Consider the following 15,901-nt stretch of genomic DNA (forward strand, 5'->3'; position numbering starts at 1 on the left):
ATGCTATGAAAAATTCTATGAAAGCACTGTTTTCCACCATCGTTGTTGCCGCTGTAATGTCTTCACCGATCTTTGCGGAAAAAGGATATGCACACGGTGATGAAAACCAATCCATGGGCGGCTCCATGATGATGGGAATGATGAGCCGAGAACAGATGGCAGATATGTCTGAGCACATGCAAAAAATGCTCAAAATAATGGACAAAATCAAAGGCGAAACCGATCCGGAAAAACGTCAGCAATTAATGCAGGAACATATGCAGGCCATGCAAGAGGGGATGCAGATGATGACTAAAGGTATGCCTATGCAAGACAGTATGAAAATGACTGAGCATCAGGATAAAGGCATGTCAGATAAAATGGGTGAGCCAGATATGATGAAGCGCATGGACATGATGGAAGAGCGCATGAGTATGATGCAAATGATGATGGGACAGATGATGGCGCATGAATCTGAAGCGAAATATTAACAGCACTACTTTCCCTGTGTATATTGACCTTCCCCTAAGGGAAGGGTTTATAAGTTCTCTTAGGTTGTGTCATAAACACAATTTTGTAAGGATGTCTGAGAGGTTGTGATGCTAAAACCGTTGCATACAATTTGGTTAACCGGACTCACACTGTTTGCTTTATTGCTCTCTAGTGTATCTGCCAGTGCCTCTCTTAATATGCCGCTCAAAAATAGGGGCGATTCTTTAACTGTATCGTCTCTTTCACATGATGAGCATTTGAAGTGTTTGTCATCACAACTCGAATCAATAACGACCGAAACAGATTGTCATGATTCAACCAATGATATGAATCCAGAGCATCAGTGCTACCCTTCGAGTTGTGCAGCTAGCGCTCTGCTGATTTCTCAAGTCATCATCACAAACTATCAAACACCCCAACGTATCCCTTTCTTCAGGGAAACTGCTGAGTATGTCAACTCGGTAACAGGCAATTTGTATCACCCTCCAATAGTCTGATTCCTTCTTAACGGTTAATACCCTCGTCAACAGTGGCTTTGACATGCTTATCTTGCATGACGTTTGTCTGTATAACCGGCTCAATTTCGTTATTAGATAACGAGCATTTTTGCAGTATCTATCAACTCGAAAAGGAAAATCATCAGTGAATATTCGAAAACCTTTAGCTTGCTTTGCTGCCTTACTACTTGGATTGAATTCGATCACAGCATTCGCTCATGAAGGTATGCATGACTCAGAGAGGGACTCTGGTTTGAAAGAAGTGAACCAAGACGTACCAGCATTAGCACTGGATTCTGCTGAATTTAAACAAGCCCAAAACCTTTTTCGTGCGGTTGGTGGCTATGGCTGCACCGCATGCCATGGTCTGTTTGCTCAAGGGGGCGGTAACGTGGGGGGAAATATAAGAGACCATTCACTAAGCCAGATAAATTATGCCCTTCAGAATGAGCCAACAATGAAGCTACTGAATAATGCACTTAGCGATGTAGATAAATATGCTCTGGCTGGATATCTCAAAGCTTTGGGTAAATTGGAACTCATTGAGTGGACGATTGATGGAGTGGTTTCATACACCAAGGTGGAAATTGATAAAGAATCAGATAATCAACTGGTTATATTCAACAAAACTTTTGACTCTATCGATTTGTCTTTGATGCCGATTGGTAATAATCACACACTTTCAATCGAACCCTATGCAACAGAATCGTATACGTGGAAAGCACAACCCGGTGAATACAGATTGCAATACAACCAGCATGTTCTTGATATGTCCTTCAGGTTCTGAATAAAAGGAAAATTTAATGAATAAGTATCTCAACATTACCGCTATTTCAGCTCTTATGTTTAGTGCAAGCACTTTTGCTAATCCTGTCGTGGAGCTTTATAAGTCGCCGACATGTGGCTGTTGCAGTCAATGGGCAGCCACAATGGAGAAGGCGGGATATCACGTCAATATTCACAAACAGGAAAACTGGGTGTCGGTAAAAGCCCCATTCAATATGCCTAAACAGCTAGCGTCTTGTCATACGGCGCTTATCGACGGATATATGATTGAAGGCCACGTTCCTGAAGCAGATATTGCTCGTCTCTTAATAGAAAGACCTCAGGATATATCAGGTTTGTCAGTCCCTGGAATGCCTCGTTATTCACCAGGTATGGCTAGAGAGGATGAAGAATATCAAGGCTTTAATATTGTTGCTTTTGATAGAGAAGGCAAACTAAGTCTGTTTAACAAATACTAGCAACTGACAACAGTTCTGCTGATGTCTGAGTATCTTAATACCGGCACAGTATTCAATAAATGACATTGAGAAAATATTATGAGTTGTTGTAATCGGCCTCCAGCTGGAGGTCCCAATAGTAATGAAATGGGTACAATGCTTAAAGGGTTAGGCGTGTTTTTAGTCTTGATTTTAGTTTTGGCTTATTTCTTTGGCTAACAACCATTTTGCTGCCAAATAGTAATTCCGGCTACTCCTTTCAGTAGCCGGATTATATATCCAACAATCATTGTTTCTGTTCAATATACAAGGATTTTAGTACAGGTGCGTTAACGCATCGGGGCAGCGTAATAATATGGGTACTTAGGTCTATCAGGTTTTTATAATCTGGGTTTAAAAATACGAAGATGTCAGTGATTATGCAAAATCTATAGGGCATGTAACTTAGCGATTAATAGTCAATTTATTCTAAGTTACTCATCTTCATGTTCTCTTCTTTTATCGTATAGGGTTAGCCCCCAATGAACACCGAAAAAATTGACGATAGTCTCTTGACCTATGTGTTGCACACAGGTTTTAAACTTAAAATAGAAACATAGATAAAGATGTAAGGAGTCGTTATGAGTTGTTGTAATAAAGCGCCTAATGGCGGAACCAGTGACCCTAAATTATTGTTGAAAGTGACTTTAGGTATGTTAGCGGTCATTGTGTTGTTAGTTTTTTTATTTGGTTGATTATCCTTAGGAATTTTGTGTCATCTCACTATTTCTTTGCCATTCGGAGGGTTAAGTATGCTGACAACTGAAATTGCCCGGACAGTAGGTGTTACTGCTGAAACGGTTCGCTTTTATACCAGAAAAGGACTGATCTCTGCGACGAAAGATCCAAGTAACGGCTATAAAATTTACCCGCCGAGTGCTGTGGATAGATTACGGTTTATTAGTCATGCACGAAGTATTGGCTTTAGCTTAAGCCAGATTGAAGAGATCATAGAATACTCTCAGCAAGGAAATTCACCCTGTCCAAAAGTACGGAAAATGCTGAGTGATAAAATTTCCGAGACACAACAAAAAATTAAAGAATATCAGATGCACCTGACTGTTATGGAAGAAACTTATTCCCAGTGGGTGCGTGAACCAGACATGACTCCTGACGGGAAGGCGATATGCTGCCTGATTGAAGACTGGTCAGATAAACATCCATCGATTACTTCTCAGGAGGCAAAAAATGAAGGTTAAAGAATATTCTCTTGCGTTATCAGGTGTCAGTTGCGGCAATTGTGTTACAAAGATCGTTTCTGCTTTAAGGGAAAGCGATCCTGATATCTCTCTGGTTATTAATAATAGTAAAGATAAAACAGACCTTATTACCACATTGGAACCAGAAAACGCGATACAAATTATTTCCAGCACTGGATATGTTGCGGCTTTGCCCGTAATTCACCAATACGAAACAATATTGGCTAACGTTTCTTGCCAAAACTGCGTTAAAAAAATCACGTCTGGCATTAGAGATGTTGATAACAACGCTGATGTGTCAGTGGACATTTTGGCTCAGCGGTTAGTTGTCAATAGCCATGTCAGTGATTCAGAGGTGGAACGTATTTTACTGGAGTTAGGGTACAGTGGCCTAAACGAAGAGCGGAATACCGCTGTTCCCGATGTGGCTGAAGCTAATACGACCAGTGTTCATATGGATTTATTGGCTCAAAAACAGACGGTGAATCTGGCTTTAGTGGGAGTGACATGCGCCAGTTGTGTTAATACCATTGAGGGGGCTCTGACAAATCTGGAAGGTGTTGAATCGGTGGATGTCAACTTTGCCAACCGTACAGCGACCGTTCAGTCTCATCAATCAACACTATCACTTATTCAGGCGATTCAGGCGGTTGGTTACGATGCCAGTGAAATCGTTGATGCTGATGAGGCGGAAGATATCAAAGCAGAGCAGGAAGCCCAAGAGTATCGGTTTAAAATCAGGCAAAGTATTATCGGTCTGGGACTGGGTATTCCATTGATGGGTTATGGCCTACTGGGTGGCCCTATGAATGTAAATACCCTCTCAGAGCAAGCTCTCTGGCTTGGTATCGGTTTGTTGACATTGGTTATTTTGTGGCGAGCCGGCAGGCATTTTTTTAAGGGAGCCTGGAAAGCGTTCTTAAATCGTAACGCCAACATGGATACCCTTATTGCACTCGGCACTGGGACGGCCTGGCTCTATTCAATGGTGGTAGTTTTAGGACCTCAATGGTTACCTGAAAGTGCCAGACACCTCTATTTTGAGGCGACCGCAATGATAATCGGTTTGATCAACCTTGGGCAAGCGCTTGAGGTTCGGGCCAGGGGCAGAACGTCTCAGGCTATCAGACGGTTACTTGATCTGAGAGTAAAAACTGCGGTGGTGATTCGTGACGGACAAGATGTCTCCGTTCCTGTCGAACAGGTAATGCGGGGTGACAAGATCCGGGTAAGAGCAGGTGAGAAAATTCCTGTGGACGGTGTGGTCACTGATGGGCGTACGACGATAGATGAGTCTATGTTAACCGGTGAACCGATTCCCATAGAGAAGCAACCGGGCAGCCAGGTATCAGCAGGCACCATAAACGGTCAGGGAAGTTTTGTGTTTGAAGCGAAAAAGGTAGGTAGTGACACTGTTCTTGCCCAGATTATCAGCATGGTCTCCAATGCGCAGAACTCGAAACCTCCTATTAGTCACTTAGCCGACAAGGTTTCTGCCGTTTTTGTACCAACAGTTATGATCTTATCCATTATGACTGCTTTGATATGGTACAACGTTGGTCCGCAGCCAACTCTGGCCTATATGATTGTTGCCGCAACCTCAGTACTTATTATCGCTTGTCCCTGCGCTCTCGGGCTGGCAACGCCAATATCTACCATGATTGGAGTTGGGAAGGCGGCAGAGTTTGGTGGTTTGATCCGCAATGGAGAAGCCTTACAGCGGGCAAGTGAATTGGATGTTGTCGTATTGGATAAAACCGGGACCATCACACAGGGTAAACCTGAGGTCACAAACTTCCGTGTCTTTTCGGGTGAAGAAAATATTTTGTCGCTGGTTGAGACTTTGGAAAAAGGCTCTAACCACCCATTGGCTCAGGCATTAACCAGCTATGCGCAACACCACGCTCAATCTGGAGAGTCACCACAAGTATCCGAGTTTGAGTCCTTAACCGGTATGGGAGTGCAGGCTCACTACAACGGGAAAAGATTGCTCCTTGGTAACGATAAGCTTATGAATCGGTTTGGACTGAAAACAGAGACCGTGAGTGAATACGCCATCCAGTGGGAACAAGATGCAAATACTGTAGTGTACTTTGCTGTAGATAACGATATTCAGGCTCTTTTTGGTATCAGCGATCCTATAAGAGAAGATGCCCGAAGTGCGATTGATCGTTTTCACCAACAAGGTATTCATGTCGTTATGCTAACCGGAGATAACGAAAATACGGCTAGGGCGGTTGCGAGCTTGTCAAATGTTGACGAGTTTTACGCAGGGCTAATGCCAGAGGATAAGCTTCGCTGGATTAAAGAGTTTCAGGCACAGGGAAAAGTTGTCGGCATGGTTGGTGATGGGATCAATGACGCTCCGGCACTTGCTCAGTCCGACGTTGGGTTTGCTATCGGAAGCGGCACCGATGTTGCCATAGAGAGTGCGGATATCACTCTGATGCGAAGCTCTCTGCATGGTATTTCAGATGTTATAGGGATCAGCAGTGCAACGATGACAAATATCAAACAGAACCTCTGGGGGGCGTTCATTTACAACTCCCTGGGTATACCGGTCGCAGCAGGATTACTATTTCCATTTACGGGCTGGCTTCTAAGCCCAATCATTGCAGGAGCAGCAATGTCGCTGTCATCTGTTACGGTCGTCACTAACGCAAACCGGTTGCGCTTATACAAGCCAGGCCGTTCTATCAGTAATAAATAGGAGGTTGATATGTGGGTGAACGTAATAGGTCTTACAGCCATTGTGCTGATCATCTGGTGGTTTTGGGGAAAACAACTCGGCAGAAAATGACAATATTGTCATCATTACCGTCCGGTTACTGACAGGTACTGTAGGCTAAGATCAGCACTAGATAGAGTAAGTAATTTGGAGAAAGTTATGAAAGTTAACAACAAAAATCACAGTTGCCATTCGGGACACGGCGAGCACAAAGGCCATGGTTGGATGATGCTTCTATGTGTACTGTTTATGGTCGGAATACCGTTCCTGGTTCTCTCCTCAACCATGAGTTCGTTTAGTCCGTCTCTGCTTGGTACCGCACTTGTGCCTCTGATTTTATGTCTGGTCATGCACGGGGTGATGATGAAATTTATGATGCAAGGAAGTACAAAAGATCAGGATGCTTCTCAAGAACAGCAGGATAAGAAAGAGGTGCAAATGGTAGAAGATAAAACGAATGATGGTGGTCGATTTAGCGCTTGATTTATCTCATTCAAAGCAACGAATCAGGAAACCAAGATTTCTAAGTCTTTTGATAACGCCGTACAACTTTAAATTTAAAAAAGACAATAAGGATTGAATAATGAAAACTGTTCTTACAACAATGCTGATCGGTAGCCTTATTTCTGCACCAGTATTTGCACAGGATATGGTAAAAGACAGCGCAACCGAAGGTTCGCATAATCAACACCACAGTTCAGAGAGTAATACGACTTCATCTGCTGAGATGCCCATGATGGATATGATGCAGAACATGGAAAATCACCAGCAGATGATGACGCAAATGCATGCCATGATGACTGAAATGCATCAGATGATGTCAGAGAAAGGTTGCGACAAAGCAATGGGAAAAAATATGATGGAAAAAGAAAGCTAGTTACCGATTCCGTACATAATTTCTCTTTATCTACTTCAAATTTAGCTCGAGCTTATGGCCGGGCTTTTTTCTTTTTTTTCAAAGTGTTAATTGATTTTTTGCATGATATAGATCATCTGAATATTTTGTAACTTCATGTATAATCATCTGATGTGTCGAATGTTTTCTGGATTAATATAAATGTTTAATAACTTGAAACTTGGTCAAAAGATAGGCCTGGGTTTTGCGACTCTTATGGTATTTCTTTCCATTATAGTGATGATGAGTATTTTCACGCTGAATAAGGCTGATTTGGGTATAGAATCGTATAGCCGCCTTAGTGAAGTGTCTGACTTTAGTTATCACATTCGAAATAAATTGATTGAAGTGAAAGAAGATACACGAGCGTACTTATTGTCAAATAGTGATACAGACATTCAACGCTACAACAAACATATCTTGGAGTTGGACAAAGCCCTTCAGATGCACTTACCCTCATTCGACATGAAAAATGCAAAAGTGCTTAACGACATATCAAATAAACTGCATCAATATGATGAAATATTTTCAGATGTAATCAACCAAACAAAACAGAGAAGCGATGTTTTGAATGGTGTCCTTGAACCGAGTGGTGAGCATATGTTCAGTACCATGGGCCAACTGGCAGTCAAGGCTTATGATTATGGTGACACAGACTCTGCGTATCGGGCATCTCTGGTTCAGGAAAAGCTGCTATCAAGTCGGATCAATGTGTTGAAGTTTCTACAGTCAAGCAGTGATGAAAATTACGATATAGCCTTGAAAGATATGCAAGAGTTGAAAGGCGAAGCTATGGCGTTAAAGAACCTGTTAACCGAGGACTCATTGAAAGGCCTCCTTACTCAGTATCACACGTCACACAAATCGTATCTTCAAGCAATGAGTTTGATTCAACAGGCCGAAGTTGCCCGAAAAGAATTGATTCAAGTTCGCCTTAAAGGTTTAGAAACTGAAATAGAAAAAGACATATTAGAGATTCAATCTACCGTCAATGATAGTAAGAGAACAACCGAACTGGCATTGAAGTCAACAACAAAGCAGAGTATCCAGTTTACTACTGCTATTTCATTTATTGCCATTTTAATCGGTACTGTCTTGGCGTACTTGATGACTATCTCGATTACTAAGCCCATTTTGAAAGCTATCGATGCAGCAGATAAGCTTTCTCAGGGAGATTTATCGGGCTGCTCTGACGAATCAAGTGTTCGGAAAGATGAGGTCGGAACGTTACTCAATGCGATCAATGTTACGACGATACGATTGAGAAGTATGGTCAGCACGATTGCTGAAGCCGGTAAAGAGCTGAATCAAACATCTTCGGTGATGATCAATCTGACGGAGAAATACTCCAACAGTATCCAGAGACAAGAACAGGAAACCGATTCCGTAGCAACTGCAATGACGGAAATGACAGCGACCGTAAAAGATGTTGCTCAAAATACTTTAATGGCTGAACAAACAGCAAGTGAAGCAAGGGAGCGAGCAACGAAAGGTTATATCATTGCAAAAGAGACCACGCAGATAATCAATAAGCTAGCTCAATCCGTTGGTGATTCTGCTGAAAAATTATCTGTAGTGGAAGTTGAGTCCGGTGATATTGGCAATATATTAAATGTTATCTATGAAGTCGCGGAGCAAACGAATCTTCTCGCTTTAAATGCGGCCATTGAGGCAGCAAGAGCGGGGGAACATGGTCGTGGTTTCGCGGTTGTTGCTGACGAAGTAAGGCTACTTGCACAGCGAACTCGAGAGTCAATCACTCAGATACATACTATCACTGAAAAACTACAACATGGTATCCAAGATGCTGTTCAGGCAATGAACAATGGTAAAACTCAAACCGTGTCCAGTGTTGAACAGGTTAGCCTCATGGGCGACGCACTATCGGCTATTGAAGAGTCCGTGTCGGTTATTTCTGATATGAATACTCAAATTGCTAGTGCTTCTGGTCAGCAAAGTATTGTCGCGGATCGTGTCGGTAAACATATGAAATCCGTTGGTGAGATTGCTCGTAGAAATACAAACACGATTGTAGATATCAACTCGTTATGTAGTGATGTCGGTAGTTTATCAATTCAACTGAGTAAGCTGATCAGTCAGTTTAAGCTTTCATAAATCAGCAAATTATTTGGATGGTGCCTAGTTGAGCTGAGATGTATAAAAATTCGCTTTAATTAAAAAGAGACGTTGGGTAGCTGAGTCACATGAAATGAGGTTGATAGGTTATTCAGGTTGGTTCTCATATATTGAAGTGCTGTGTCTGCGCGGGCTTACCGTGGCACTCTTTCTTTCTCTGCCATTGAAGAGACAAGGAAGTTCACCAAATATGAAGTTTGGTGCCATCTTCCTTAGGTCTATTGCTAATAGTTCATCTCAGTACTGCTTGTTTCTTTGGTGAAAAGAGCGAACCAGATTTTTCGTATTCGTATCTTCTGTCGTTATTATTCATTCTCTCTCTGTTTAATCTAGTATTAGATAGAGAGAATGTTTATTAAGTAGTGATAATAAAAAAGCTGAGCCTAATGCTCAGCTATAAATGATAAATAAAATAATGAACCTCAAATGTTTCCATATGAGTAAGCAGTGGATCTCTAGTATAAATGCAATATAATGAATTTTTCCTGACCAGGGAATGACAGATTTGTCATGGAATTAACAATAAATATAAGACATAACGCCATTGTTCTTAATTATTAATTACAGAAAAATTAATAGGATGATAGGTAATGGTTAAGCTTTACGATGCAGAGGGTGTTTTGTTATTGTTTATGTGAGGTTTTGATTTTTTTTGTTTTTATCCAAGCAATTGCTTTTGGTAACATCACGCTTCTAAATGTTTTTCTACAGCAATGAACTGCTTTTATCGCTTTTTTCTATATTTTCCTCTGTGCTGGGAATGCTTAAAATACAAATGGCAAAGGATATTAAAATTACACGAATGTCATTTTTGAGTCATGTTTATGACATGAATGAATTGTTAGTTTCTCCGTTATAGAAATTAGATGAATGATTATCTATTTAAAATATGCATGGTTATAAATAATTAATCAGCTTTGTCTGCTTAATTATTGTTTGAGTAGAAAGCAGCGTGATATTGCTTTGCCAGTATTTTAATTTTGTTGAGTGGGGCGATACCATAATATTATATGGCATATTTTTCTTTGTCTCCCTCGTGACTTTGTTAGTACTGGCATGCAATTAAATGGCCCCTCTCTTTCTGTAGTAGGGGGTAGGAATGTCGAAAGTTATATGAGAATCAATAGATTTTTGTCCTGTTTCGATGACACAAGGAAATTGCATAAATGATTGAAAAAAATTAAAAATGGCTGCTCCTTTGGCAGTGGTACTAATTACAGCTCCTGCACTAGCTGATGTCGCTTCACCATCGCTAGATGGTTTGAAGGGTGAAATTGATCAACTGGCCGCAGAAGTCGCTAAACTAAAAAATGACCAATCTGCTATCAGGCTTAATGGTTATTACCGTATGCAAGGCACGGCGGAAAGCCTCGATGAAACTGACGATAATAGTAGTACTTGGGTTGATCAGCGTCTGCGCATGAAGGTCACCGGCGACCTGAATGAAAATGTTACTGTGGTTTGGTACGGTGAGTACGATGCTCCCTTTGGTGAAAAAGGTAGTAAGACGGTCGCAGGTTCAGGTGGCAAACTCAGCTCTGATGGCGTTGGTATTGAGACAAAAAACGCTTACGTTGATTTTAGACTACCGAATACGGACTGGAAGGTACGAACGGGTATTCAAGGGTATGGTTTTGGCAAATATGAGAGTTTCGTGACTGATGATGACATGAACGGCATCTCGTTTTTGGGCAATATAGACATGGTCAACCTGAGCGGGGGTTGGTTTAAATGGGATGAAGGAGAAAGAGATTTGTCAGACGACGTCGACTTCTACGTGTTGAATGGTGAGTTAAACCCTAACGATAATCTAAGTTACGGTTTTACTGGAGGCTCAATCAACAACAGGAACGAAGATGCCATTAATGGCACGGCTGCTCGAACGGACGATATTTATCTCGGATCCTACATTGACTACAACTATGGTGACATGGCTTATAGCGGTTCTGTACTCTATAAGGTTGCGTCGGGAATGGACTCAAATGCCTCTGATGGGGAAGCATTCATGTTAAATCTCTATGCTAAAAAACATTGGACTGGCGGTTATATTAAAGTCCACGGTATCTATATTCCTGCTGACGACAGCAGTAATGGGACAGATCGTTTTGCTGAAAACAATTCAGGTTATGAGCTCAACAATAGTAACCTGATGATATTTGGAACCGATTCATACTTATAACAACGGCTCGCAAGGCGGTAAGGCAGTTTATGATGCGGCTTACCAAGGGTACGGCTTGTTGGGTTTGATGCTCTCTGGTGATCAGATGCTAGAAGATGACTACTATGTTAAGTATGGCGCTGGTTACTTCAGAGTGGCTGACGATGCCCCTCAGAGTGCTTCACAGGCAAATGGTTCGAATCTTGGTGCTGAATTGGCTGCACAGTTTGGCAAAAAATTTGCGGGTATATATGACTTGAGTTTGCGTGGTTCTTACGGTTTTATGGGGGATTTCTATCAAGAAAGCTCTGAGGACACATACAAGATCGTTGCTATGCTCAATGTCGCATTCTATACCCGTGATCATTGAAGATGCTTGATTTCTCATAAAATCAGGATCATGCTACGCACCATGAAAATGATACTGACTCCTCAACAGAAACAACAACTCGAAGAGATGCACGACTCAACTCGTGATGGTCGAGTGCGTGACCGCATCAAAGCGGTTTTACTCGCGTCTGAAGGTTGGAGCCAGGCGATGATTTCTCAAGCTCTTCGTATTCACGAATCGACCGTCGCTCGTCATCTCAGTGATTACGTTCTCTCTGAAAAACTTAAGCCTGAAAATGGTGGTAGCCAAAGCCGACTTTCTGCTGGGCAAACCATGCAACTTATCGAACATCTGGCTGAGAAAACGTACTTTCATACCCACCAAATTGTTGCTTATGTACAAGCTGAGTTTGGTATCCGTTATACCCTTGCAGGAATGAACAAGTGGCTACATCATCACGGTTTCTCATATAAAAAGCCGAAAGGTGTACCGCACAAGTTTGACCCAGAGATGCAGCAAGCCTTTATCGAACATTACAACGAGACGCTAAGAAAAAGTGAAGGCCCAGTGTTGTTCATGGATGCCGTTCATCCTACGCAGTCAACAAAACTCAGTTATGGCTGGATACGAAAAGGCCAAAACAAAGTGATTGAGACAACAGGCAGTCGAAGTCGTCTTAATATTATCGGTGCGTTACCACTTCAAAATATTGGCGCAACCGTGACAGAAACGTATGACACGATAAACAGCGAGAGCATCGTTCGCTTCTTCTGGAAGCTCAAAAAGGAACATTACCCGTTGGAGCAAAAAGTACACCTAGTACTTGATGGTGCCGCCTATCATCAGTCAGAAATGGTAAGATATGCGGCAAAAGTGCTCAATATCGAGCTTCATTACTTACCGCCATACAGCCCAAACTTAAATCCAATAGAGCGGTTATGGAAAGTGATGAATGAGTATGTGAGGAACAATATTTACTTCTCCTCGAAGGTTGAATTTACAACGGCTATTAATGAATTTTTCAATGTAACTCTGCCAAAAGTTGCAGGCTCACTGGTATCCAGAATTACGGATAATTTTCAGATTTTGAGACCTGCATCTTCAAGTTGAGCGGGTATAATTGAATCATTTTAAATACAATTAATTTTATTATGACGGTCAAGCAGTCGCTGACCGCTTTTCTGTTTTATCAACTCATTCAAGATTATTATTTTATTGAATCCAGGATGTTCTTCTCATGAGTCTTAATCAAAGTCGAGCCTTATGGATAACCTTTTCGTTAATGGATTAACCGATTTTTACCATTCGGACCGTTTCCATTGATAATCTTTCTGTGTATAGCGTTGATATCAACCAATGAGTTCAAATCATTAAATTTTAAAGAAATATGACAAAACTGTCATCTTAAAGACCAGAGTTCGACACCATGGCACCATTAAGATGTGATCAAGTTACAAATATCAACGCAACAAAAGGAAATCCAATGAAACTGATGAAAACGACTTTTACGACAGCAGCCTTGATTTTACTAAGTGGAAATGTCCTGGCAGGTCAGTATATTAATACTTATGGCAATTTTGAGGAAAGACTGGACACTCGTACATTTCACACCGAAGCGGTCTCTTCAAAACAGGAAGCCTATAAGCTGGGGTTACAGCAACTACATGAACTTGACAATAGCTCGACACAAGAGCTCAATCATAAATTATTGGTCACCAGCGATAGTAGTAATGATACCCATTTGAATAAAAACGGTTATGTAACCGTACAGGAATTTATGAACGATGCTGGCCAGATATTGTACAAAGGTGAAGTTAACGTTAGCTATCACTACGCAGAACGTCGTGACGATTAAAACGATTAAGTAACAATGACTCGATACTCTAGCGTTATAGGGTAATTGATTCATTGTTATTTTTTTGCGCTAAATGACATCGGTTGAACAGTCATTCGGCAATATCCAATTCAAGTTATTTGAGCTAGTTTGTATATTAAAGCTCCTAAGTACATAACACTTTGATATTTATTAAAATGAAGCTATTAATTGTTGAAGATGAGCCTAAAACAGGCAGTTACTTAAAAAAAGGATTTACAGAGTCAGGCTACGTTGTTGATCTTGCTTATGACGGTGTCGATGGACTCTACCAGGCGACCACTAATCATTATGATCTCATCATATTAGATATCATGCTTCCAAAGTTAAATGGATGGCAAGTTTTACAAACAATGCGAAGCAGTCAATTAGATACACCAATCATTATGCTTTCTGCAAAAGATCAGGTAGAAGATAGGGTTAAGGGACTGGAGTTAGGAGCGAACGATTATGTCGTTAAACCTTTTGCTTTCGTTGAATTGCTTGCCCGCGTTAAAAATGCGTTAAGACACCAAAATGGGAGGGTGAAGGATGATGCGACCTTAGTTGTCGCTGATTTATCTCTGGATCTTTTGAAACGAACAGTTCAAAGAGGTGGTGATACGATCGTCTTGACCGCCAAAGAGTTCTCTTTATTAGAACTCTTTTTGCAAAGACGTGGCGAAGTGTTGTCGCGTTCACTTATCTCCTCTTTGGTATGGGATATGAACTTTGATAGTGACACTAACGTTATTGATGTGGCGGTTAAAAGATTGCGAGCTAAAATTGACAAACCCTATGATGTTAAATTAATTCATACGGTGCGTGGTATGGGCTATAAACTTGATGATTCTCTAGAATGAAGTTGAAACTTAAAAACTCAATGGCAACTAGGCTTATTGTCATGTACATGGCGTCTTCATTTGTCGTCCTTACTTCATTTGCTTTAATTGTTCAGTATTCAATTAAACATCATTTTTATCAGCAAGATTACAAACGGCTCGACAACTATTATCATACGGTTTTTTCCTCGTTTGATAGTTTAAGTGATAATGCTATTACAGCGTTAAAGGCCGAGTCGGTTTCCTTGTGGGTGTTAGACCGGAATGGCATGACTGTGTTAACAAACACGACGTTATCTCTGCCCGAGAATGCAAAAAAGCTAAAATCGATGGAATGGACGGTCGGTGGACAAACATATCGCACTTTCCTGTTTCAGCTAAAGCATCCACAATACGGTGCCATTGTACTTGGACTCAATATTGACCTCCATCTCTTATTTATTAATCAATTTAATATTGTTCTGCTGTGGACGTTTGTCATAACGAGCGTGATATCAGGGGTGTATGCGGTGTTTATTGTTCACAAAGGCCTAAAGCCTCTGCACGTTTTACAGAAGAATCTGAGTAAAGTTAGCCCTAATCGGCTGGATATCAGAGTTCCGGTTGAAACACTTCCTATAGAGCTAGTGCAACTGGTTGAAACACAAAATGAAATGCTGAAACGCTTACAGCATGGCTTCAACCGGCTGAGTGAGTTTTCTTCCGATATTGCACACGAACTCCGAACTCCGTTAACCAACATTATGACCCAGACGCATGTCACGTTATCTTCAAAAAGAACAGTGGAGGAATATGAAGAAATACTCCTTTCCAATGTGGAGGAATTGGAAAGGCTGAACAAGACCATACAAGATACACTTTATTTGGCTAAGTCTGAAAATCATTTACTTCATACTAATAAAGAGATGCTACAATTAGCAGAAGTTATCAGGCCACTGCTTGAATTTTATGAATTTATGGCTGACGAAAAGGAAGTTTGTTTAGAGTTACGTGGAGATAGCGAGCAGTTTGGGGATAAACAGATGCTGCAACGTGCAGTGGGAAATATTATTTCTAACGCGCTGAGGCATTGTGATGTTGGCTCTGTGGTATCCATACAGCTTTCAGAAGGTGAAGAATACAATTCTATCAAGATAAAAAATACCGGAGAGACAATTCCGGAAAGTTCTTTACCCTATCTGTTTGACCGATTTTATCGAGCAGATAGATCCAGACAGCATAGCAGAAGTATTGGTGCGGGGCTTGGTTTAGCTATTACCCGATCTATTGTCCAGGCGCATGGTGGTGAAATCACTGTGTCTTCCAGTGAAAGAGTCACTGAGTTTACTCTGACAATGAAAAAGGGTGAGGTGTAAACGAGCATTGAATCGCCACTGATTTCCTAGACGCCTTTTAGTTAGATAAACTAGCTAAAAAAGAGGTGTCCATGAGCCATAAACGTTACCCCGAACAATTCAAAATCGAAGCAGTGAAACAAGTCACTGTTGCCGGCCATTCTGTTGCTGATGTTGCTCAGCGTTTAGGTACCAC

The 15,901-nt window shown here is 41.2% G+C and carries 15 protein-coding genes; all 15 read left to right on the top strand.

The features are described from left to right. The first annotated feature begins 5 nt into the window (after positions 1-5). Complete coding sequence (locus tag JIG40_RS02690; RefSeq protein WP_014204099.1) at positions 6-470, top strand: hypothetical protein; 465 nt, start codon at positions 6-8, stop codon at positions 468-470. Between the two features lie 643 nt (positions 471-1,113). Continuing rightward, a complete protein-coding gene (locus tag JIG40_RS02695; protein WP_041942449.1) occupies positions 1,114-1,755 on the top strand; it encodes a hypothetical protein in 642 nt (213 codons plus the stop codon). A gap of 16 nt (positions 1,756-1,771) precedes the next feature. Then, positions 1,772-2,212 carry a DUF411 domain-containing protein gene (locus JIG40_RS02700; RefSeq protein ID WP_041942448.1) on the top strand — a complete coding sequence of 147 codons (441 nt, stop codon included), beginning with the start codon at positions 1,772-1,774 and terminating at the stop codon, positions 2,210-2,212. 770 nt (positions 2,213-2,982) lie between these two features. After that, positions 2,983-3,429 (top strand): MerR family transcriptional regulator, encoded by a 447-nt coding sequence (locus JIG40_RS02705; protein ID WP_041942447.1) that lies wholly within the window; start codon positions 2,983-2,985, stop codon positions 3,427-3,429. Beyond that, entirely contained in the window at positions 3,419-6,139 is a 2,721-nt protein-coding gene (locus JIG40_RS02710; protein WP_199464718.1) for a heavy metal translocating P-type ATPase, read from the top strand. The genes JIG40_RS02705 and JIG40_RS02710 overlap by 11 nt, the downstream gene beginning before the upstream one ends. A gap of 177 nt (positions 6,140-6,316) precedes the next feature. Continuing rightward, a complete protein-coding gene (locus tag JIG40_RS02715) occupies positions 6,317-6,640 on the top strand; it encodes a hypothetical protein (protein ID WP_041942446.1) in 324 nt (107 codons plus the stop codon). Positions 6,641-6,740: 100 nt separating this feature from the next. Next, positions 6,741-7,034, top strand: a complete 294-nt coding sequence (locus JIG40_RS02720) for a hypothetical protein (RefSeq protein ID WP_041942445.1) — start codon at positions 6,741-6,743, stop codon at positions 7,032-7,034. Between the two features lie 180 nt (positions 7,035-7,214). Next, positions 7,215-9,167 carry a methyl-accepting chemotaxis protein gene (locus JIG40_RS02725; protein ID WP_014204094.1) on the top strand — a complete coding sequence of 651 codons (1,953 nt, stop codon included), beginning with the start codon at positions 7,215-7,217 and terminating at the stop codon, positions 9,165-9,167. A gap of 1,207 nt (positions 9,168-10,374) precedes the next feature. Further along, positions 10,375-11,367 carry a hypothetical protein gene (locus tag JIG40_RS02730; protein WP_199464719.1) on the top strand — a complete coding sequence of 331 codons (993 nt, stop codon included), beginning with the start codon at positions 10,375-10,377 and terminating at the stop codon, positions 11,365-11,367. Beyond that, positions 11,345-11,716: a hypothetical protein gene (locus JIG40_RS02735; RefSeq protein WP_199464720.1), complete on the top strand. Its 372-nt coding sequence runs from the start codon at positions 11,345-11,347 to the stop codon at positions 11,714-11,716. Before JIG40_RS02730 ends, JIG40_RS02735 begins: the two co-directional genes overlap by 23 nt. A gap of 42 nt (positions 11,717-11,758) precedes the next feature. Further along, on the top strand, positions 11,759-12,787 hold the full coding sequence (locus JIG40_RS02740; protein WP_081454211.1) for an IS630 family transposase: 1,029 nt from the start codon (positions 11,759-11,761) through the stop codon (positions 12,785-12,787). A gap of 373 nt (positions 12,788-13,160) precedes the next feature. Beyond that, the gene (locus JIG40_RS02745) at positions 13,161-13,532 is read left to right on the top strand and encodes a DUF3316 domain-containing protein (RefSeq protein ID WP_014204091.1); all 372 of its coding nucleotides are present in this window, start codon (positions 13,161-13,163) and stop codon (positions 13,530-13,532) included. 176 nt (positions 13,533-13,708) lie between these two features. Further along, positions 13,709-14,392, top strand: a complete 684-nt coding sequence (locus JIG40_RS02750) for a heavy metal response regulator transcription factor (protein ID WP_041942444.1) — start codon at positions 13,709-13,711, stop codon at positions 14,390-14,392. Then, a complete protein-coding gene (locus JIG40_RS02755; RefSeq protein WP_199464721.1) occupies positions 14,389-15,726 on the top strand; it encodes a heavy metal sensor histidine kinase in 1,338 nt (445 codons plus the stop codon). The genes JIG40_RS02750 and JIG40_RS02755 overlap by 4 nt, the downstream gene beginning before the upstream one ends. A 71-nt stretch (positions 15,727-15,797) precedes the next feature. Next, on the top strand, positions 15,798-15,901 hold a 104-nt coding region (locus tag JIG40_RS02760; protein ID WP_194635253.1), incomplete at its 3' end, for a transposase.

The organism is Vibrio sp. bablab_jr001 (assembly GCF_016464285.1).
GTDB classification, from domain to species: domain Bacteria; phylum Pseudomonadota; class Gammaproteobacteria; order Enterobacterales; family Vibrionaceae; genus Vibrio; species Vibrio fluvialis.